The 19,754-nt window shown below is 65.6% G+C and carries 16 protein-coding genes; 7 read left to right on the forward strand and 9 right to left on the reverse strand.

What is annotated here, in order from left to right; all coding sequences use genetic code 11:
* The first annotated feature begins 65 nt into the window (after positions 1 to 65).
* From PS060_RS05990 to PS060_RS06005, 4 genes are all read left to right on the forward strand, one after another.
* On the forward strand, positions 66 to 332 hold the full coding sequence (locus PS060_RS05990) for a GlsB/YeaQ/YmgE family stress response membrane protein (protein WP_273986194.1): 267 nt from the start codon (positions 66 to 68) through the stop codon (positions 330 to 332).
* 225 nt (positions 333 to 557) lie between these two features.
* Positions 558 to 1,748, forward strand: coding sequence for an efflux RND transporter periplasmic adaptor subunit (locus PS060_RS05995; RefSeq protein ID WP_273986196.1), 1,191 nt, complete (start codon positions 558 to 560; stop codon positions 1,746 to 1,748).
* Between the two features lie 80 nt (positions 1,749 to 1,828).
* Positions 1,829 to 5,380 carry an efflux RND transporter permease subunit gene (locus PS060_RS06000; RefSeq protein ID WP_273986197.1) on the forward strand — a complete coding sequence of 1,184 codons (3,552 nt, stop codon included), beginning with the start codon at positions 1,829 to 1,831 and terminating at the stop codon, positions 5,378 to 5,380.
* Between the two features lie 46 nt (positions 5,381 to 5,426).
* Complete coding sequence (locus PS060_RS06005) at positions 5,427 to 6,719, forward strand: DUF445 domain-containing protein (protein ID WP_273986198.1); 1,293 nt, start codon at positions 5,427 to 5,429, stop codon at positions 6,717 to 6,719.
* A gap of 6 nt (positions 6,720 to 6,725) precedes the next feature.
* Here the strand turns inward: PS060_RS06005 and PS060_RS06010 are convergent, their stop codons facing one another.
* The 4 genes from PS060_RS06010 to PS060_RS06025 form a co-directional block, all read right to left on the reverse strand.
* Positions 6,726 to 7,619 (reverse strand): energy transducer TonB, encoded by an 894-nt coding sequence (locus PS060_RS06010; protein WP_273986200.1) that lies wholly within the window; start codon positions 7,617 to 7,619, stop codon positions 6,726 to 6,728.
* Between the two features lie 93 nt (positions 7,620 to 7,712).
* Positions 7,713 to 8,630: an energy transducer TonB gene (locus tag PS060_RS06015; RefSeq protein WP_273986201.1), complete on the reverse strand. Its 918-nt coding sequence runs from the start codon at positions 8,628 to 8,630 to the stop codon at positions 7,713 to 7,715.
* Positions 8,631 to 8,703: 73 nt separating this feature from the next.
* A complete protein-coding gene (locus PS060_RS06020) occupies positions 8,704 to 9,633 on the reverse strand; it encodes an electron transfer flavoprotein subunit alpha/FixB family protein (protein ID WP_273986202.1) in 930 nt (309 codons plus the stop codon).
* A 35-nt stretch (positions 9,634 to 9,668) separates the two neighbouring features.
* Complete coding sequence (locus PS060_RS06025; protein ID WP_273986203.1) at positions 9,669 to 10,415, reverse strand: electron transfer flavoprotein subunit beta/FixA family protein; 747 nt, start codon at positions 10,413 to 10,415, stop codon at positions 9,669 to 9,671.
* A 216-nt stretch (positions 10,416 to 10,631) separates the two neighbouring features.
* Between PS060_RS06025 and PS060_RS06030 the strand changes: the two genes are divergently transcribed.
* Positions 10,632 to 11,156, forward strand: a complete 525-nt coding sequence (locus PS060_RS06030; RefSeq protein ID WP_273986204.1) for a DUF6265 family protein — start codon at positions 10,632 to 10,634, stop codon at positions 11,154 to 11,156.
* Positions 11,157 to 11,239: 83 nt separating this feature from the next.
* On the opposite strand, the gene sucC is transcribed toward PS060_RS06030, so the two are convergent.
* Positions 11,240 to 12,439, reverse strand: a complete 1,200-nt coding sequence (sucC, locus tag PS060_RS06035) for an ADP-forming succinate--CoA ligase subunit beta (protein WP_273986205.1) — start codon at positions 12,437 to 12,439, stop codon at positions 11,240 to 11,242.
* 115 nt (positions 12,440 to 12,554) lie between these two features.
* Here sucC and PS060_RS06040 point away from each other — a divergent pair, with 115 nt between their 5' ends.
* A complete protein-coding gene (locus PS060_RS06040; RefSeq protein WP_273986207.1) occupies positions 12,555 to 13,331 on the forward strand; it encodes a 3'(2'),5'-bisphosphate nucleotidase CysQ in 777 nt (258 codons plus the stop codon).
* 54 nt (positions 13,332 to 13,385) lie between these two features.
* Here PS060_RS06040 and PS060_RS06045 read toward each other — a convergent pair whose 3' ends face one another.
* Complete coding sequence (locus PS060_RS06045) at positions 13,386 to 14,087, reverse strand: OmpA family protein (RefSeq protein ID WP_273986209.1); 702 nt, start codon at positions 14,085 to 14,087, stop codon at positions 13,386 to 13,388.
* Between the two features lie 175 nt (positions 14,088 to 14,262).
* Between PS060_RS06045 and PS060_RS06050 the strand changes: the two genes are divergently transcribed.
* Entirely contained in the window at positions 14,263 to 15,567 is a 1,305-nt protein-coding gene (locus PS060_RS06050; RefSeq protein WP_273986210.1) for a hemolysin family protein, read from the forward strand.
* 134 nt (positions 15,568 to 15,701) lie between these two features.
* On the opposite strand, the gene PS060_RS06055 is transcribed toward PS060_RS06050, so the two are convergent.
* The 3 genes from PS060_RS06055 to ileS are packed head-to-tail and all read right to left on the reverse strand — an operon-like array spanning position 15,702 to position 19,655.
* A complete protein-coding gene (locus PS060_RS06055) occupies positions 15,702 to 16,115 on the reverse strand; it encodes a DUF3035 domain-containing protein (protein WP_273986211.1) in 414 nt (137 codons plus the stop codon).
* The gene (lspA, locus tag PS060_RS06060) at positions 16,108 to 16,656 is read right to left on the reverse strand and encodes a signal peptidase II (protein WP_273986212.1); all 549 of its coding nucleotides are present in this window, start codon (positions 16,654 to 16,656) and stop codon (positions 16,108 to 16,110) included. The genes PS060_RS06055 and lspA overlap by 8 nt, the downstream gene beginning before the upstream one ends.
* Entirely contained in the window at positions 16,653 to 19,655 is a 3,003-nt protein-coding gene (gene ileS / locus PS060_RS06065) for an isoleucine--tRNA ligase (protein ID WP_273986214.1), read from the reverse strand. The genes lspA and ileS overlap by 4 nt, the downstream gene beginning before the upstream one ends.
* Between the last annotated feature and the right edge of the window lie 99 nt (positions 19,656 to 19,754).

The raw sequence follows: 19,754 nt of genomic DNA on the forward strand, positions 1-19,754 counted from the left end.
GGCACCCCGACCTTATGGGCAAGCCGCCATCTCCGGCTTGGCTTGCCCGAAGTGGGAGAAAGCACATGGGTTGGATTATCGCTCTGATCGTTGGCGGCGTGGCCGGTTGGCTTGCCAGCCTGCTGATGAAGCGCGACGCCTCGATGGGGATCGTCCTCAACATTGTGGTCGGCTGCATCGGGTCGGTCATCGGCAATATGCTCGCCGGGCCGCTGCTTGGCGTCAGCGGCAGCGTGCAGGAGTTTTCGCTCCGTGGCCTGCTGGTTGCCGTTCTGGGTGCTGCGGTGCTGCTGGGGATCGTCAACCTGATCCAGCGCGGCAAGGTGCGCTGACCTCGGGCACCTGACACAAGCATCGCCGTTCCCTCATAAAGCGCCTCGAGCGGAACCAAACCCGAGCGCCCTTCGTCTAGGCGGCAAAGCCACCGGTCGATGATCGCATTGTTCGCGCAGGTGCGACATACTATCAGACGTTGCACTTGGTGACTTATGTGAATAATACACTCCGCGACCGGCCAGGGGGCGACCTGTGGGCCCGGTTCGAGTGAGGGAACGGCGATGAATTACGAAACGACCATCAGGGCCGAGGCGGCCGAAGGGGTGAGCGCCGAAGTGAGCGGTGCCGAAGGCCTCGCCGCGCCTGCCATCCCGCGCTGGCTGATCCTTGGGGGGCTGGGCGTGTTCGGCCTGCTCCTCGCTGTGGCCGCATGGTTTGCGCTTGCCGGCGGCGAGCCGGCCGTCGTTGCCGATGACAATTCGCAGGCGCCCGCGGTTACCGTCGTCACCCCCGGCAAGACCACGGTTGCCGGCGTGATCGAGGCACCGGGAACCCTCGCCGCGCGGCGTCCGATGCCGGTTGGCGTGGTGGGTGAAGGCGGACAGGTCGTTCGCGTCACCGTCGATGCGGGCGACTGGGTGCAGCAGGGGCAGGTGCTGGCGGTGATCGACCGTTCGGTGCAGGTGCAGCAGGCCGCCGCCCAGTCCGCGCAGATCGACGTTGCCAAGGCCGATGCCAACCTCGCACAGGCCAATCTCGACCGCGCGCTCAAGCTGGTCGAGCGTGGTTTCGTCTCCAAGGCCGATGTCGACCGGCTGACAGCGGTGCGCGATTCGGCGCTTGCGCGCGTCAAGGTCGCGCAGGCGCAGCTTGCCGAGCAGCGGGCGCGCAACGAACGCCTCAACATCTATGCCCCTGCCACCGGTTACGTCCTGAGCCGTGCGGTCGAGCCGGGGCAGACGGTCGGTGCGGGCTCGCCCGCGCTGTTCACCATCGCCAGCGGCGGCGAGATGGAGATGCTTGCCCAGCTCTCCGAAGAACAGCTCGCCCAGCTTTCCGTCGGTACGATGGCGACCATCACGCCGACCGGGTCGGAGCAGTCCTTCTCCGGCCAGATCTGGCAGGTTGCCCCGGTGATCGATGCGACCACCCGTCAGGGCACCGCCCGGATCGCGCTGAGCTTTGCGCCCGAACTGCGCCCCGGCGGCTTTGCCACGGCGCGGATCAACGCCGGCAGCTTCTCGGCCACCGTGCTTCCTGAAAGTGCAGTGCTGGCCGACGCGCAGGGCAGCTTCGTCTATGTCGTCGGTTCGGACAACAAGGCCGTGCGCCGCCCGGTCAAGACCGGCGCGGTCACCCCCAACGGCATCGCCATCACGGAAGGCCTGAACGGCACCGAACGTGTGGTGCTGCGCGCGGGCGGCTTCCTCAACCCCGGCGAAACCGTCAATCCGCAACCTTTGAAGAAGTAAGGTCGCTTCCGTCCGCGCGGGCTTTCACCGCGTAACGGAAGAGGCCAGCGCAAGACCGGCGCACAACAGGCAGGAACATCATGGCGCTCAAGGACATCTCGGCCTGGTCGATCCGCAACCCGGTGATTCCGCTGGTGTTCTTCACCGGCTTGCTGTTCGCCGGGATCGTCAGCTTCATGCGGATGGACGTGACCAATAACCCGGACGTCGATTTCCCTGCGGTGGTTGTCAACATCGCCCAACCAGGGGCATCCCCGACCGAGATCGAAAACCAGATCACCCAGCGGGTCGAAAGTGCGCTTCGCTCGATCAGCGGGGTGAATTCGATCCAGTCGACCGCGCGCGAAGGCAGTTCCAACACCTTCGTCGAATTCGAAATCGGCACCAACCTGATCGAAGCGGTCAACGAGGTCGAAACCGCGATCGATTCGGTGCGCGGCAGCTTGCCCGACGGCATCCTCGAACCGCAGGTCTCCAAGGTCGACGTGGTGGGCGAGCCGATCGGCTATGTCGCGGTCGAGGCCGATGACATGACGCTCGAACAATTGAGCTGGTTCATCGACGATACCGTGGCCAAGCGGCTGCTGAAGATCCCCGGCATGGCCGAAGTGCAGCGCTTTGGCGGGGTCGACCGCCAGATCGAGGTGATCCTCGATCCGGCGCGGATGCAGTCTTTCGGCGTGACCGCCTCGCAGCTCAACGCCGCGCTGCGGCAGAGCAACCTCGATGCCGCCGGCGGTCTCGCCGAAATCGGCGGCACCCGCCAATCGCTGCGCGTGCTCGGCAACTCCGACACGGCCTACCAGCTCTCGCAGACCCAGCTCCAGCTGGGCGGCGGACGCACCGTGCGGCTGGCGGACATCGCTCAGGTGCGCGACGGCTATTCCGAACGCACTTCGATCAGCGAAGTGAACGGCAAGGAAGTGGTGAACTTCCTGATGAACCGCGCCCGCGGAGCTTCGGACCTTGCGGTCTATGACGCGGCGCTTGCCGAGATGGACAAGATCGAGGCCGAGAACCCCGGCATCGAATTCATCAAGCTGTCGACCAGCACCACCTATACCCGCGGGCAGTACAAGTCCTCGATGTGGGCGCTGGTTGAAGGCGCGGTGCTCGCGGTGGTCGTGGTGTTCATCTTCCTGCGCGATTGGCGCGCGACCTTCATCTCGGCGGTCGCGATTCCGCTGTCGGCGATCCCGACCTTCTGGTTCATGGATCTGCTCGGCTTCAACCTCAACTTCCTCTCGCTGCTGGCGCTGGCGCTGGTGGCAGGGGTGCTGGTCGACGATGCGATCGTGGAGATCGAGAACATCGTCAGACATATGCGGATGGGCAAAACCGCCTATCAGGCCTCGATCGACGCGGCCGACGAGATCGGCCTGCCGGTGGTCGCCACCAGCTTCTGCATCGTCGCGGTGTTCCTGCCCGTGGGCCTGATGCCAGGCGTGTCGGGGCAGTTCTTCCAGAACTTTGGGATCACCGTGGTGGTCGCGGTGCTGATGTCGCTGGCGGTCGCGCGGATGCTCACCCCGCTGATGGCGGCCTATTTCCTCAAGTCCAAGGGCCATGCCGAACACGGCGAGGGGCCGATGATCGACGCCTATATGCGCGTGCTGGCCTGGACGCTGGACACCGGCAAGATGGTCGCGCGCCGCGCCGGGCTCAGCGGCCCGCGTCACCGCGTCCTCTATGTCCCGGGCCTGCTGCTGTTCCTGCTGCTGCTGTTGATCGTGCCCGCGCTCACCATGTTCGAGCTCGCAAGCGGATCGGTGTCAGCCTCCTTCGCCGAGGGCATGGGTGTCGCTCCGCCGTGGAAGGGGTTGATCGGGCTCGACGTACACAAGCAGATCGCCACCGCAGTATCGGCCGATACCAATACGACGCTGCACAAGCTGGTCGCCAAGGTGTTTGAAGTGGTGATCGTCTTGCTGATCTCGCTCCTGTCGTTCCTCGCGGCCTTTGCGACCTTCCGCGCCTTCGATGCCCCGGCAAGCGGCAGCGGTGCGATGGCCCGCAACCTGCGCTGGATGACGGCGCGGTTCTACGATCACCGGATCTGGATGGTCGGCATCGGCTGGTTTTCGCTGCTCATCACGATCGTGCTGTTCGGCCAGATCCCGGGCCAGTTCCAGCCCACCATCGATGACGAGAACAGCCGCGTCGAAATCGAGATGGTGCCCGGCACCACGCTTGCCGAGACCAAGCGGGTGGTCAACGCCATCGCCGATCAGCTGCGCAAGGAGCCTGAGGTCGAACGCCTGCTCGAACGCATCCGGCTGGGTGAAAGCTCGTCAATCTTCGTCAAGCTGCGCGAAGACCGCCAGCGCACGTCGGTCGAGTTCGAGCGCCAGCTGGCGCCGCAGCTCGCCAAGTTCCCTGACGCGCGGGTGCGGTTCCAGTCGCAATCGGGCGGGTTCGGATCGGGCCGCGACATGACCGTGATGCTGGCCGGCAGCGATCCGGTGCAGCTTGAACAGACCGCAACGCGGCTGGTTGAAGAAATGAAAGGCCTGAAGTCGCTGGTTGCCCCGCGCATCAGCGCCGATCTCAACCGGCCCGAGATCATCATCACCCCGCGCGACAAGATCGCCGCCGAACTGGGCGTCACCACGGCCGCCCTGTCGCAAACGATCCGCATCGCCACCCTCGGCGAGATCGAGCAGAACGCCGCACGCTTCTCGCTGTCGGATCGCCAGATCCCGATCGTGGTGCGCCTGTCGGAAGCGGCCCGTACCGATTTCCGGACGATCGAAAACCTGCCCGTGCCGCTTGCCAATGGCGGCTCGGTGCCGCTGAGCCGGGTGGCTGACATCAGCTTCGGGTCGGGCCCGACCGCGATCCAGCGCTACAACCAGAACCGCCGCGTGCTGGTGGGGGCCGATCTTGCTGCAGGCGTGCTCAAGGGCGAGGCGCAGGCGCAGATCGATGCGCTGCCGGTGCTGCAGGATCTCCCCGTGGGCGTGATCCGTGATGTGGTGGGCGAAGAGGAATGGCAGGCCGAACTCGTCACCAACCTCATCATCGCAATCATCGCCGGGTTCCTGCTGGTGTTCGCGGTGCTGGTGCTGCTCTACAAGCGGTTGATGAGCCCGCTGGTCAACATGACCTCGCTGCTGCTCGCGCCGCTGGGCGGGATCCTGCTGATCTGGCTGCTGGGCCAGCCACAATCCATGCCGGTCTATATCGGCATCCTGCTGCTGCTGGGCATCGTCTCGAAGAACTCGATCCTGCTGATCGACTTCGCGATCGAGGAGATGAACAAGGGCGTGGGCAAGCTCGATGCGATCCTTGATGCCGGGCACAAGCGCGCACAGCCGATCATCATGACCACGGTGGCGATGACGGCAGGGATGGTGCCGGTGGCGCTGTCGCTGTCGGGTGACGGTGCGTGGCGTCAGCCGATGGGGATCGTGGTGATCGGCGGGCTGGTCCTCTCGACCCTGCTGACGCTGCTGATCGTGCCCGCGGGCTTCAGCCTTGCCGACGGGTTCGAAAAGCGCGTCGGGCCGTGGCTGCGGGCGCGGATGCTGACCTACAAGCCGGGTGACGAGCATGGCCCGCAGCAAGCCGCCCCGGGTCTGCCATTTCCTGGCCTTGCCAAGCCCGCGCCGGGCCAGAAACCGGCCGAGTAACGGGAAGGGGTGACGGACTGGCCCTTGCCGGGCTAAGGCCGCTGCCATGGCGAAACGTTCTCCTGTGCCTTTGACATTCGGCGGCCAGCCGCTGAGCGTCGACCGTGCCCGGCGGATGCGCTGGACGGCAACAGCGATGCTGGCGGCGATGGCGGCGATCTTCATCGCCACCCACGGCCTTGCTGTGACGGGTCACCCCGCCTGGGGATACGTCAACGCCTTTGCCGAAGCAGCGATGGTCGGCGGGCTGGCGGACTGGTTCGCGGTCACCGCGCTGTTCCGCCATCCGCTCGGCCTGCCGATCCCGCACACCGCGATCATCCCCGAAAACAAGGATCGCATCGCCGACACGATGGCGGCCTTCCTGCGCGAGAATTTCCTCACCCCCGCCGTGGTCGCGCGGCGCATGGCGGGGATGAACATCGCCAAGGCGGCGGGGGAGTTCCTCGCCGCCTCGCCCGAGCGCGGGGGCGTGGATGAACGCTCGCGCATCACGAGCGGCGCGGCGGAGTTGCTCGCCGAGGTGCTCGAATCGCTCGATCCCGACCGGCTCGGCAATCAGGTGCGGAGCGGCCTTGCCAGCCAGCTCGCCAAGCTCGACATCGCGCCGCTCGCGGGCCGGATGATCGAGACCACCATGGCCGACAAGCGCCACCAGCCGCTGATCGACGGCTTTGTGCGCTGGGCGGGCCTGACGCTGGAGGACAACGAGGAAACCATCCGCGAGATCATCCACCAGCGCGTCTCGGGCGTGCTGCGTTGGGCGGGGATCGACAAGACGATCTCCTCAAGCGTGCTCGACGGCCTCTACAAGCTCCTCGCCGAGGTGCTGGTGAACCCCGACCACCCCCTGCGCGGCAAGGTCGAGGAAGGGCTGGCGAAGCTCGGCCAGGACTTGCAGCACGATCCCGAAACCCGCGCCAAGGTCGAGGACATCAAGCGCGACCTGATCGCCAACCCGGCGGTGGCGGTGTGGTGGACGGGGGTGTGGGAACGCATCCGCCGCTCGCTCATCAGCCGAGCGCGCGATCCCGAAAGCGGGATGGGCGAGGAAATGCGCAATATGCTCGCCGAGCTGGGCGCGGCGTTGCAGGCCGATGCGCGGCTGCAACACCAGATCAACCGCTTCGCCCGCCGCACGCTGGTTGGCGTCGCCACCCGCTACGGCGACCAGATCGTCCGGCTGGTGTCAGAGACGGTCAAGCGCTGGGACGCGACCACGATCACCGCCCGCGTCGAGGGCGCGGTGGGCCGCGACCTCCAGTTCATCCGCATCAACGGCACGCTGGTTGGCGGGCTTGTCGGGATGACGCTGCATTTAATCACCACCGTGCTCTGAGCGGGTCTAGCCGAGCCGATAGGTGATCGACGTCGCGAAGTAGGACTTGAACGCCGCCCCGCTCGCATCGCGCGCGGGCTCGAAAGTGGCGGACTTCATCAAGCGGCAGGCGGGCGATTCGAGTTCCTTGGTCTGGGTCGCATCGATCAAGGTGCAGCTTTCGACCTTGCCCTGTTCCGACACGATCACCCGCATCCGCAGGATCGCCTGTTCGCCCTCGCGCGCCGCATCGCTCGGATAGTCGGACTGGATGCGCCGGACGATCACATCCTGATTGGTCCACACCGGCCCGCTTTGCGCGGTGAGATGCCGGTCGGCATCCAGCCCCCAATCGCGCAGCAGATCGAGCGTGCACTGGTTGAGCACCTCGAAGGCAGCGTTGAGCGGCCCGGTCTTGAGCCGCACTGTCCGCCCGCCCTGCCGCAGCTCGACGAATTCGACCTGCTTGCCCAGCGCCGTGTCGAGCAGGGGCACGGTGGTGCTGTCGGGCATATCCTCGTCATCCCACCCCTCACCCGTCCCGCGGTCGACGGTCATGCCCGAATAGATCACCCCCGTGCCGAACCCTTCGACCGTGCCGGTAAAGGGCTTGGTCTTGTGCGGGGTCTGGCTCTCGAAGAAGCGCAGTTCGGTCGCCGCAAGGCTGCGGAACTTCTTGAACCCCGGCCCGGCCACCGTCAGCCCCGCCCAGCGGCCGGGGGAATATTGCTGGAAGCGCAGGAAGTGCTGGTTCTCGCCTTCCCCGAAGGTGCGCATCAGCTGGCACTTGTCAGGCGCGAAATCGACGTTCCACTGGCTATTGGGAGCCAGTTCGAGCGGCGGCGCATCAGCAGCAGCCAGCGGCGCGGCGACCAGTGTGGCAGACAGGGAAAGCGCGAAAGCGGGCAGCGTGCGAACCATGGGACGACCTCCTGTGAGACCGGCAAACTGCCCGAAGCACGTTACAAAACAAGGACTTTGCGATGAACCGAAGCGCCTTGCCAATCCCGTCTCCTAGTTGAGGCGATAGGTGATCCGGGTCGTATAGAAGCTGGCGACCGGATTGCCCGCGCCGTCGGTGGCGGGGGTGAACTTCGCGTGGCGCAGCAATTGCAGGCAGGCGGTTTCGTTGAACGAAGCCGGGCCGCTGTAAGCTATGACCTCGCAGAAGGTCGGCTTGCCCGTCTTGTCGATCGTCAGCCGCACCCCGACCGAGCCCTGCTGTTCGGTCCGCGCGAGGTGGGCGGGGTAGTTCTCCTGGATCTTGGCCGCCCACACCGTCGCATCGACTGGCTGCGGGCCTTTAGCCATCCCGCCCGCCGCCTTGAAGTCCTGCGCGAGCCGCTTGGTCAGGGCGTTGGTGCAGGCCATCAGTTCGTTCGCCATCGGCAGCACGCGATCAAGCTCGAGCGTGATCGGATTGATCACCCCGCCCGACATTTCGAGCGCGGTGATCTGGCCATAGCGGCGCTTGATCGTGTCCTCGTCCGCATAGTCGGCGAGCTCGGAGTCCGCCAGTGCGACCGTTTCGTCCGCGGTATCGGCGGCGGCGGGCGCTTCGGGCCGATCGGCCAGCAGCGATACCATCTGCACCCCGAACAGCCCCAGCACCGGGCGGCCCTTGCTGGAGGTGGCGGTGATGAAATTGCGCTCCACCGCCTCGCCCGGCGCGAAGGCGACGCGGACATAGGCGCCATAGGGGCTGCGCACCGGGCGCCCGATCAGCGTGATGTTGACCCCGGGGCCGGGGCCGCCCTTGTCGACCCACAGGGTGAGTTCATCCTCGCCCTCGCCGAAGGTGCGGATCATCCGGCACTTGTCGTCATACTCGCGCAGTTCCCACGGCGAAGTGGGCTGGAGCCGCAGCGGCTCGGCGAGTGCCGGACTGGCAAAGCCGAGCGCGGCAAGAGCAAGGCAATAACGTGCGACCATAGAAAAACCCCCGACAAGCGCGCAGCTTGCCGGGGGTTTCTTGCAATTTCAAGTCCTTGACTGAAGGCGCACCTTACAGCGCCCCGGTCAGCTCCGGCACGGCGGCGTAAAGATCGGCGACGAGGCCAATGTCCGCGACCTGGAAGATCGGGGCGTCTTCATCCTTGTTGATGGCGATGATGACCTTCGAGTCCTTCATGCCGGCCAAGTGCTGGATCGCGCCCGAGATGCCGATGGCGAAGTAGACTTCGGGGGCGACGATCTTGCCGGTCTGGCCGACCTGGTAGTCGTTGGGGACATAGCCCGCATCGACCGCCGCACGGCTCGCGCCGATGGCCGCGCCGAGCTTGTCAGCCAGCGGCGTGATGGTCGCTTCGAAGGTTTCCGCGTCCTTCAGCGCGCGGCCACCCGAGACGATGATCTTGGCGCTGGTCAGTTCCGGACGCTCGCTCTTGGCGATTTCCGAGCTGACGAAGCTCGAGGTGCCGGCATCACCGGGGCCGCTGACGGCCTCGACAGTGCCCGAACCGCCCTCGGTCGCGGCCTTTTCGAAGGCGGTGCCGCGCACGGTGATCACCAGCTTGGCATCGGTCGATTCGACCGTAGCGATGGCGTTGCCGGCATAGATCGGGCGGGTGAAGGTCTTGGGGCCTTCGACCGACAGGATCTCGCTCACCTGCATCACGTCGAGATGCGCAGCGACGCGCGGGGCGACGTTCTTGCCCTGCGTGGTGGCAGCGGCGAGGAAGGCGTCGTGATCGGCCATCAGCGCGGCGGCGAGCGGCGCGACGTTTTCGGCGAGGCCATTGGCATAGGCCGCGTCATCCGCGACGTGGACCTTGCCCACGCCCGCGATCTTCGCCGCGGCTTCAGCCACGCCGCCGCAATTGTGACCGGCGACCAGCAGGTGCACTTCGCCCAGCTTGCCCGCAGCAGTGACCACCGCGAGCGTCGCGTCGTTCACCTTGGTGTTGTCATGTTCGACGAGAACCAGAGTCTTCATCTTGATGTGTCCTTATACCTGAAGGGCTGGCGCGCTTACGCGATGCCGAGCGCCTTGACCTTCTCGACCAGCGCGGCGACGTCGGCGACCTTGATGCCGGCCTGGCGCACCGGCGGCTCGGCGACCTTGAGGGTCTTGAGACGCGGGGCGATGTCGACGCCGTAGTCAGCCGGGGTCTTGGTCGCGAGCGGCTTCTGCTTGGCCTTCATGATGTTGGGCAGCGAGGCATAGCGCGGCTCGTTGAGGCGAAGGTCGGTGGTGACGATCGCGGGCATCGTCAGCTTGACGGTCTGCAGACCGCCATCGACTTCGCGCTTCACCACCACGGAATCGCCTTCAACGGCAACAGTGTTGGCGAAGGTGCCCTGCGGACGGCCCATCAGCGCGGCAAGCATCTGGCCGGTCTGGTTGCTGTCGTCGCTGATCGACTGCTTGCCGAGAATCACGAGGCCGGGGGCTTCTTCGTCAGCGATGGCCTTGAGGATCTTGGCGACCGCCAGCGGCTCGACCTCTTCCTCGGTCTCGACGAGGATCGCGCGGTCGGCACCCATGGCGAGCGCGGTGCGCAGGGTTTCCTGCGCCTTGGCCGGGCCGACGCTGACGGCCACGATTTCAGTCGCCGCGCCCTTTTCCTTGAGGCGGATGGCTTCCTCGACCGCGATCTCATCGAACGGGTTCATGCTCATCTTGACGTTGGCAAGGTCAACGCCCGTGCCATCGGCCTTGACCCGCGGCTTGACGTTGTAATCGATCACCCGCTTGACGGGGACGAGGATCTTCATGGCTTGTCCTTCCTCTCAAAGAATCACGTGGCACTTGGGCCTTGGCCGCCCGCCTAGCTTGCGTTTACGTAAACGTCAAGCAGTCTGGAGCGCGCCATAGCGTCGGAAATGTGGGCTTCCCCTCGCTTTGCCTCGGTGCAAGGTCAAGCATTCAATTCACCAGTCCTTTACCGCAGGCATCGCTTCACGATACGTTCGGCAGCGGGGAGAGATGCAATGATCATGCTGATGATAAGGGCGCTGGGGGCATTGGCGGTGCTCGCCGCGGCGGTGCCGGCAGCGGCGCAGGAAACGCGGGTGGCCGTGCCCGGCGAAGCGACCGGCACGGCGACGCTGGGCGATGCCGCGTGGCTGGTCGGTGCATGGAGCGGCGAGGGCATCGAGGGTGCCGAGGCGCACGAAAGCTGGCTTGTGCCCTCGGGCGACACGATGGTCGGCCTGTTCGTGCAGGAGACCGCCGCGGGCGGAATCATGTTCTCCGAACATATGTACCTGATGGAACAGGACGGCAGCCTCGTCGTGAAGCTCAAGCACTTCAATCCCGACCTGACCGGTTGGGAGGACAAGGACGGGATGATCACCTTCCGCCTGATCGCCGCCGAGCCCTGCGCGCTCTATTTCAACGCGCTCACCTATCGCTGCGACGGCGAGGGCGGCATGGTGGTGGCGGTGCGGATGAAGAGCCCCAAGCCCGAGCCGCAGGAGCTTGTGTTCCGCTTCAAGCGACAGCAAACGCCATAAGTCGCCGATCGCGCTGACGAAAAAGAAAAACCCCCGCCGGCGCGAACCGGCGGGGGTTTTCGAAACTCGCGCGTGAAAGAGGCTTACGCCGCCTTCTTCACTTCCGCGACGATCTTCTGCGCCGCATCGCCGAGGTTGTCGGCGGGCACGATCGCGAGGCCCGAATTGGCGAGGATCGCCTTGCCTTCGGCCACGTTGGTGCCTTCGAGGCGCACGACCAGCGGAACCTGGAGGTTCACGTCCTTCGCGGCCTGCACGATCCCGTTGGCGATCACATCGCACTTCATGATCCCGCCGAAGATGTTGACGAGGATGCCCTCGACCGCCGGGTCCTTGAGGATGATCTTGAAGGCCGCGGTCACCTTCTCGGTGGTGGCGCCGCCGCCCACGTCGAGGAAGTTCGCCGGGAAGGCGCCGTTCAGCTTGATGATGTCCATCGTCGCCATCGCGAGGCCTGCGCCGTTCACCATGCAGCCGATGTTGCCGTCGAGCTTGATGTAGGCGAGGTCGTATTCGGATGCCTCGACTTCCGCCGGGTCTTCCTCGGTCTCGTCGCGCAGGGCTTCGATATCGGGGTGGCGGTAGAGCGCGTTGCCGTCAAAGCTCATCTTGGCGTCGAGCACCAGCAGCTTGCCGTCTTCGCTTTCGACCAGCGGGTTGATTTCCAGCATCTCGCAATCGGTGGCGAGGAAGGCATCGTAGAGCTGCTTCGCCAGCTTCTGCGCCTGCTTGTTGAGATCGCCCTGAAGCTTCAGCGCGAAGGCCACGGCGCGGCCGTGGTGCGGCTGGAAGCCCTGCGCGGGGTCGATCGAGAAGGTGGTGATCAACTCGGGCGTGTCATGCGCCACGGTCTCGATGTCCATCCCACCCTCGGTCGAGACGACGAAGGCAACGCGGCCTGTCGCGCGGTCGACCAGCAGCGAGAGGTAGTATTCCTTGGCGATGTCGACGCCGTCAGTGACATAGAGGCGGTTCACCTGCTTGCCCGCATCCCCCGTCTGGATGGTGACCAGCGTGTTGCCGAGCATTTCCTTGGCGTGGGCTTCCACTTCCTCAAGGCTCTTGGCGAGGCGCACGCCGCCCTTGGCGTCGGGGCCGAGTTCCTTGAACTTGCCCTTGCCGCGGCCGCCGGCGTGGATCTGTGCCTTCACGACATAGAGCGGCCCGGGCAGCTTCTTGGCGGCTTCGACCGCTTCTTCGACGCTGAGCGCGGCATGGCCTGCGGGGACGGCGATCCCGTGCTTGGCAAGCAGTTCCTTGGCTTGATATTCGTGGACGTTCATGACGTATCGATCCCTTCGTCTCAATTCCCTGGGGAGAGGTGTGTCCGCGCGCGGCCTAAGCACGGATCGTCCCTCTTGAAAAGTGCCTGCGGCACGGCCAACACGGAAGCCTCTCATGATTGACAGGCAGCACCTTCTGGCCATCGTCCGCGAGGCGGGCAGGATCGCGCACTCGCGTTGGCCCGGGGCGGGCCACGATCTGCACAGCTGGGACAAGACTCCGGGCAATCCGGTGAGCGAGGCCGATCTTGAGGTCGACCGGTTCCTCAAGCGCGAGCTGGCGCGGCTCTTGCCCTCGGCTGCGTGGCTTTCCGAAGAGACCGCGGACGACAAGGGCCGCACCCAGAGCGGGCTGATCTGGCTGGTCGATCCGATCGACGGCACTCGCGATTTCGTGCGCGGACGGCCGGGCTGGGCGGTGTCGGTCGCCTTGGTCAGTGCAGGCCGGCCGCTGATCGGGATGCTCGCCGCGCCTGCGCGGGGGGAAGAATGGGTCGCAGTCGCCGGACAGGGCGCCACGCGCAACGGCGAGGTGATCCGGGCGAGCCAGCGCACCACCTTCACCGGCGCGAGGGTTCCGACCTTCGCCTTGCCCAAGGAAGACAGCGATCTGGTCGCGGTCGAACAGCCCAATTCGATTGCCTTGCGGATCGCGATGGTCGCCGCCGACGAGGCCGATCTGGTCGCGACGCTGCGCTGGGGCTTCGAATGGGATATTGCCGCAGCCACCCTGATCGCGCGCGAGGCGGGGGCGGAGGTAACGGACGCCTTCGGGCAGCCGCTGGCCTACAACAAGCACGACCCGCGGGATTTCGGCGTGCTGGTCTGCTCGCCCGCGATCCATGCCGCCGCTGTCGAACGGCTGGCGGAGCGGGCGGCGGCGCTACGCTGAAATGCAAAACGGGCCGCCCTTGCGGGCAGCCCGTCCTGCATGGGTGTGCGTCTATCAATTCCCCTGACGGGCCGACTGCACATCCTGCTGGCTGACCGGGATGATCTTGATTTCGACCCGGCGGTTCAGCGGTTCGTTGACGTTGTCGCCGGTCTTCACGCGCAGATAGTCATACTGCTCGCCGAAGCCCTGCGTCGCCATCCGGGCGCGTGCCACGCCGCGCGCGGCGAGGTAATCGGCCACCGCCTGCGCGCGCTGTTCGGACAGGCGCTGATTGGTCGCGGGCGCACCGGTGGTGTCGGTGAAGCCGTAAACGTCGATCAGGCTGTTGGGATACTTGATCAGCGTCTCGGCCACGCTGTTGAGCGTGTCGAAGAAGCCCGGATTGATCGCGGCAGAGCCGGTCGCGAAGGTCACGCCGTCGGGCAGGCGGACGAGGATCGCGTCCTGATCGCCCACTTCCTCGACATCCACGCCGCTTCCGGCGGTCTGTTCCTTCAGTTCCTTGATCTGATCGTCATACTGCTTGCCGATCACCGCGCCGGCCGAACCGCCGATGCCCGCACCGATGATGCGCCCGGTGTCGCCGCCGATAGCCCCGCCCAGCAGATAGCCGAGCGTGCCGCCCAGACCCGTGCCGATTGCGGTGCGCGAAATCTTCTTTTCGCCGGTGTTGGGGTCGGTGACGCAGGCCGTGGTGGTGCCCAGCAGCGCCAGCGCCGCGGTGCCCGACATAAGGATGCGCGAAATCTTCATCGTGTGTTCCTCCCTCTTTTCTTGGGCCGAGCATGACATGCCCCCCGCATGGCGGCAAGTTCCCGGCCCGATGGGACAGTGCTGCCCTTGCCCGCCGCTTCATTGACCCACGTTGAACAGACCCGATAACCCGGCATGGCTGGCAAGCGCCTCGGTTTGTGCTAGCGCGAAGGGCGTGACACCTTTTCCATGGACCGATCTGGCGATCATCGTCGCCCTTGTCGTCATCAACGGCGTTTTCGCCATGTCCGAACTTGCGATCGTCTCGGCCAAGACCAGCACGCTCGAAGCCAAGGCGGAAGGTGGATCGACCAGTGCGCGCATCGCCATCAGCCTGGCCGCCGATCCGGGCAAGTTTCTCTCGACCGTGCAGATCGGCATCACGCTGATCGGCATCATTGCCGGGGCCTATTCCGGCGCGAGTCTCGGCGGGCCGGTGGGCGAGCGGCTCGAATGGCTGGGCTTGCCGCCGCAATATGCCGACGAGACCGGCTTTGCGGTGGTGATCGCCTTTACCACCTATCTGTCGCTGATCGTCGGCGAACTGGTGCCCAAGCAGCTGGCCCTGCGCGCGGCGGTGCCCGTGTCGCTGGTGATGGCGCGCCCCATGGCCTTCATGGCCAAGGCTGCCGCCCCGCTGGTGTGGCTGCTCGATTCGAGCTCGGCGGCAATCATCCGGCTGATGGGCCTGCGCGGCGGAAACGAGGACACCGTCACCGCCGAAGAGCTTCAGATGATCTTCGCCGAGGCCACCCGGTCGGGCGTGATCGAGGCCGAGCAGCGCCAGATCCTCACCGGCGTCGTCCGCCTCGCCGAACGGCCCGTGCGCGAAATGATGACCCCGCGCACCGAGGTCGACTGGATCGAGGCCGATGCCGATCTCGCCGAAATCCGCGAGACGATCGAGGACAGTTCCCATTCCTTGCTGCCGGTCGCCGAAGGCTCGCCCGATACGATCCTCGGCGTGGTCAAGGTGCGCGATGTGCTGGCGGCGATGGTCGCAGGCGAGGCGGTCGCGATCCGCGCCATGATGCGCAAGGTTGAGGTGGTGCCCGATCAGCTCGACGCGATGGACGCCCTGCGCGTGCTGCAATCGGCCGAGGTCGCGATGGCGGTGGTGCATGACGAATACGGCCACTTCGAAGGCATCGTCACCCCGGTCGACCTGCTGACCGCGATCGTCGGCAACTTCGCCAGCGATTCGGACGATGGCGATCTGCCGAGCGTGGTCGAGCGCGAGGATGGCTCGCTGCTGGTCTCGGGCTCGCTGTCAGCCGATGCGCTGGCTGACCGGCTGGGGCTGGAATATGGCGAGGACCGCGAATTCGGCACGGCAGCAGGCTATGCCCTGTCGGTCATGAAGAAGCTGCCGCACGAGGGCGAGCACTTCACCGATCAGGGCTGGCGCTTCGAGGTCGTCGACATGGACGGCCGCCGGATCGACAAGCTGCTGGTGAGCCGCGAGGGGGAGAACAGCTAAGGGTCTCGCCAAATCGTTCGAGGTATGCGCTGGAACCGGTCGCGTAGCGACCGCAAGGCCGACCGGCCGCCCGCAGCGACGCGACCTTCAGGTCGCATGAGCGAGGAAATGGCGGGCCGGAGGGCCCGCGCAAATCAAGAAGGAATAACCGTGCTCGCCGACTGGCCGTCACCTTCGGGCGCTGCGACGATGTCGCGGGTGACGCGGCCCTTGGCGACGGTGTTGGTGCCGGTGTCGCCGACCTGCGAACGGATGCTCGGATCGGCGCGACCGGCGCGGTCGAGCACGCTGGTTTCGACCTTGCTGCGCGGCGCCGGGCCGCCGAACAGCGCATCAAGCGCCTGTTCCGAGGCCGTGCCTTCGGCCGGGCGCGGGGCACCGGGGGCGGGCGGGGTCAGGGTGAAATCGGGCGGCACCACCAGCGGCGCCTGACGCTGCACCGCGAATTCATCGGGACGTTCACGGTTGAACACCCCGCCATCGCCGCCGCAACCGGCCAGCGTCGCCCCGGCGGCGGTCAGCACGATCAGGCTCGCAAACTTACGCATTGTGTGTCTCTCCGCGGGGTGCATCCCCCGTCCCGGTTTCGGTGTTGCTGTCGTCCTTGTCGCGCACCAGCAGGCTGCGGGCAAGGATAATGACGACGCCGATGGTGATTGCGGCGTCGGCGATGTTGAAGATCAGGAAGGGACGGAAGTCCCCGATGTGAAAGTCGGCATAGTCGATCACGTAGCCCAGTTCGAACCGGTCACGGATATTGCCAAGCGCCCCGCCGAGAATCAGCGCCAGGCCAAGGATTTCGCCCATCAGCCGCTCGCGCATCATCCATACCAGCACGACAGCAGCGATAAGCGCCGTCACCGCAACGAGGATCCAGCGCGTTTCCATGTCGGTCGCCTGGAACATCCCGAGCGAGATGCCCTTGTTCTCGGTATAGGTGAGATCGAAGAACGGCAGCAGGTCGATTTTCAGCACCTGCCGCAGATTGAGCGGGCCGACGACATACCACTTCACCGCCTGATCCACGATCGCCACCAGCGCCGCCAGTGCGAGGCCGACCAGGCGATTGCGGGTGAACAGCTCGCTCATGCGCCGACCACCGCCCCAACCACTGAGTCGCAGCGACCGCACAGCGCCCCGTCTTCCGCCACATCGGGCAGGTGCCGCCAGCAGCGGCCGCACTTGTGGTGGGAGGTCTTGGTCACGGTCACAGCCTCGCCCTGCCCGCGCGTGACTGTCGCGGTGATGAACAGCTCGGCGAGTTGTTCGTCGCTGACGCCCTCGGGCACGGCGCTGGCGGGCACCACCACTTCGGCCTCGAGGCTGGAGCGGATGGTCTTGTCGCGTCGCAGCGGCTCGATCGCTTCGTTGACCGCATCGCGCAATGCCCGCAGCTGCCCCCACTTGGCGCGTTCGGCAACCACACCGGGGATGCTCGGCCATTCGAGCAGGTGGACAGAGCCGCGCTGGCCCGCGTCATCCTCCTCGCCATCCTCGGGATAGCGGGAGAGCCACACTTCCTCCGCCGTGAACACCAGCACCGGCGCGGCATAACGCACCAGCGCGTGGAACAGCAGGTCGAGCACCGTGCGATAGGCGTTGCGCGTGTTGCTGTCCGGCCCGTCGCAATAGAGCGAATCCTTTCGGATATCGAAGAAGAAGGCCGAAAGGTCCTCGTTGCAGAAATCCACCAGCAGGCGGGTGTAGAGGTTGAAGTCGTAAGCCTCCGCCGCCGCTTTCAGCTTGCCGTCCAGCTCGCTCAGCAGCGCGAGGATATAGACCTCAAGCTCGGGCAGCTCGCCCGCATCGCTCATGTCGCCCACGAACCCGTCGAGCGCGCCGAGCAGGTAGCGGAAGGTGTTGCGCAGCTTGCGATACTGGTCGCCAACACCTTTCAGGATTTCATCGCCGATGCGGTGATCCTCGGTGAAATCGACCGACAGCGCCCACAGCCGGATGATGTCCGCGCCGTAGGTTTCCATCACCTTGAGCGGATCGACCGTGTTGCCGAGGCTCTTGGACATCTTCTTGCCCTTGGCATCCATGGTGAAGCCGTGGGTCAGGACTTGATCGTAAGGCGCGCGGCCCCGCGTGGCGGCCGATTGCAGCAGCGAGGATTGGAACCAGCCGCGATGCTGGTCCGAGCCTTCGAGGTAGAGGTTGGCGGGCCATTGCAGGTCGGGCCAGCGCCCCGATTCCAGCACGAAGGCGTGGGTGCAGCCCGAATCGAACCACACGTCGAGAATGTCGGTGACCATCTCGAACTCGGCGGGGTCGTAATCGGGGCCGAGGAAAGCTGCCTTGTTGGTGCTGTTCCACGCGTCCATGCCCTCCGCGTTCACCGCCGCGACGATGCGGGCGTTGACTTGCGCGTCTTGCAGGTAGGAGCCGTCAGGCCGCACGAACAGCGTTATCGGCACGCCCCAAGCGCGCTGGCGGCTCAGCACCCAGTCGGGGCGGCCTTCCACCATCGCACCGATGCGGTTGCGGCCCTTTTCGGGGATGAATTCGACGCGGGCGATTTCGGCGAGTGCCTTCTCGCGCAGGGTCGAATGATCGTAGCTCACGAAAGGCGCGACCGCCCCGCCGAGCGGGCCGCTGGGCATCACCTCGAAATCGCCCGTGTCGAGCGGCTGGTCCATCGGCACGAACCACTGCGCGGTGCAGCGGAAGATCACCTTGGCCTTTGAGCGCCACGAATGCGGGTAGGAATGCGCGTAGTCCGCGCTCGCGGCGAGCAGCGCGCCCGCTTCGCGCAGGTCCGAACAGATCGGGCCATCGGGCGCGTTGAACTTGGGGTTGATGACGCTCATGCGCCGCTCATCCGCAGCGCCGAGCCAGCCCCAGTCGTCGCGGTAGCGCCCGTCGTCCATCACCGCGAAGACGGGGTTGATGCCGTTCGCCTTGCAGAGGTCAAAGTCGTCCTCGCCGTGATCGGGCGCCATGTGGACGAGGCCGGTGCCAGAGTCGGTGGTGACGAAGTCGCCGGGGAGCAGTGGGCGCGGGGACGCGTAGAACCCGCCGAGGTGGTGCATCGGGTGGCGGGCTGTGGCACCCGCCAACGAAGAACCATCCACTCGGCCGATCACGGCGAAATCAACTTTTGGACCCTCGGGACCGAGTCCAGAGCGCACACGGCTAACAAAACTCTCGATTAGATCGAAGGCGACAAGGAACCGCTGATTTAGGATCCAGTCCTGATGGTGCCAAGCGAAACCCTCGAAGTTCTCATCGTCCGCGCCTGGGCTCCGCTCGCCTTGAGCTTCGAGGATGGCGTAAGAGACGCTCTCACCATAGGCCAAAGCCTGATTGACCGGGATCGTCCACGGCGTGGTCGTCCAGATCACTGCGTGGGCGCCAGTTACTTCTGGGGCGACCGGAGCATCAACAATCTCGAAGGCCACATCGATCTGGGTCGAGGTGATCTCGTCGTATTCGACCTCCGCCTCGGCCAGCGCGGTCTGTTCGACGGGCGACCACATCACCGGCTTCGAGCCGCGATAGAGGTTCCCCGCCTCGGCCAGCTTGAGCAGCTCGGCGACGATCACCGCCTCGCTCTCCTTCTGCATGGTGAGGTAGGGGTGGTTCCAATCGCCCATGATGCCGAGGCGCTTCAGCTGCCCGCGCTGCGCATCGACCCACTTCTGCGCATAGGCGCGGCACTCGTCGCGGAAGGCCTTGACCGCCGCCTCGTCACGCCCCGCGCCGGTGAGGACGGGCTTGGTCTTCTTCTCCTTGCGGTACTGCTCCTCGACCTTCCATTCGATGGGGAGGCCGTGGCAGTCCCAGCCGGGCACGTAAGGCGCATCGCGGCCCAAGAGGTTCTGGGTGCGGCAGACCATGTCCTTGAGGATGTGGTTGAGCGCATGGCCGATATGCATGTCGCCATTGGCGTAAGGCGGGCCATCGTGGAGGATGAACTTCTCGCGGCCTTTGCGCGCTTTGCGCAACGCATCATAGAGCCCGATCGCTTCCCAGCGCGCGGCAATGCCCGGCTCCTTCTGGGGGAGGCCGGCCTTCATGGGGAAATCGGTCTTCGGCAGGAAGACAGTGTCCCGGTAATCGCGCTGCGAAGTCTCTTCGGTCATGGTGGGCGCGGCCTTAGCCTTTCATCCCGCAACTGCAAAGGCTCGTCATTGCGAGGAGCCAAAGGCGGAAGCGAAGCTGATTCGCAGAAACACCTGGCA

It is taken from the genome of Erythrobacter sp. BLCC-B19, assembly GCF_028621955.1.
Taxonomy (GTDB): domain Bacteria; phylum Pseudomonadota; class Alphaproteobacteria; order Sphingomonadales; family Sphingomonadaceae; genus Erythrobacter.

What these genes read in the sequence shown, in the direction of transcription:
- PS060_RS05990 (WP_273986194.1), top strand. Translation starts at nt 66, where the DNA reads ATGGGTTGGATTATCGCTCTGATCGTTGGCGGCGTGGCCGGTTGGCTT.
- PS060_RS05995 (WP_273986196.1), top strand. Translation starts at nt 558, where the DNA reads ATGAATTACGAAACGACCATCAGGGCCGAGGCGGCCGAAGGGGTGAGC.
- PS060_RS06000 (WP_273986197.1), top strand. Translation starts at nt 1,829, where the DNA reads ATGGCGCTCAAGGACATCTCGGCCTGGTCGATCCGCAACCCGGTGATT.
- PS060_RS06005 (WP_273986198.1), top strand. Translation starts at nt 5,427, where the DNA reads ATGGCGAAACGTTCTCCTGTGCCTTTGACATTCGGCGGCCAGCCGCTG.
- PS060_RS06010 (WP_273986200.1), bottom strand. Translation starts at nt 7,619, where the DNA reads ATGGTTCGCACGCTGCCCGCTTTCGCGCTTTCCCTGTCTGCCACACTG.
- PS060_RS06015 (WP_273986201.1), bottom strand. Translation starts at nt 8,630, where the DNA reads ATGGTCGCACGTTATTGCCTTGCTCTTGCCGCGCTCGGCTTTGCCAGT.
- PS060_RS06020 (WP_273986202.1), bottom strand. Translation starts at nt 9,633, where the DNA reads ATGAAGACTCTGGTTCTCGTCGAACATGACAACACCAAGGTGAACGAC.
- PS060_RS06025 (WP_273986203.1), bottom strand. Translation starts at nt 10,415, where the DNA reads ATGAAGATCCTCGTCCCCGTCAAGCGGGTGATCGATTACAACGTCAAG.
- PS060_RS06030 (WP_273986204.1), top strand. Translation starts at nt 10,632, where the DNA reads ATGATCATGCTGATGATAAGGGCGCTGGGGGCATTGGCGGTGCTCGCC.
- sucC (WP_273986205.1), bottom strand. Translation starts at nt 12,439, where the DNA reads ATGAACGTCCACGAATATCAAGCCAAGGAACTGCTTGCCAAGCACGGG.
- PS060_RS06040 (WP_273986207.1), top strand. Translation starts at nt 12,555, where the DNA reads ATGATTGACAGGCAGCACCTTCTGGCCATCGTCCGCGAGGCGGGCAGG.
- PS060_RS06045 (WP_273986209.1), bottom strand. Translation starts at nt 14,087, where the DNA reads ATGAAGATTTCGCGCATCCTTATGTCGGGCACCGCGGCGCTGGCGCTG.
- PS060_RS06055 (WP_273986211.1), bottom strand. Translation starts at nt 16,115, where the DNA reads ATGCGTAAGTTTGCGAGCCTGATCGTGCTGACCGCCGCCGGGGCGACG.
- lspA (WP_273986212.1), bottom strand. Translation starts at nt 16,656, where the DNA reads ATGAGCGAGCTGTTCACCCGCAATCGCCTGGTCGGCCTCGCACTGGCG.
- ileS (WP_273986214.1), bottom strand. Translation starts at nt 19,655, where the DNA reads ATGACCGAAGAGACTTCGCAGCGCGATTACCGGGACACTGTCTTCCTG.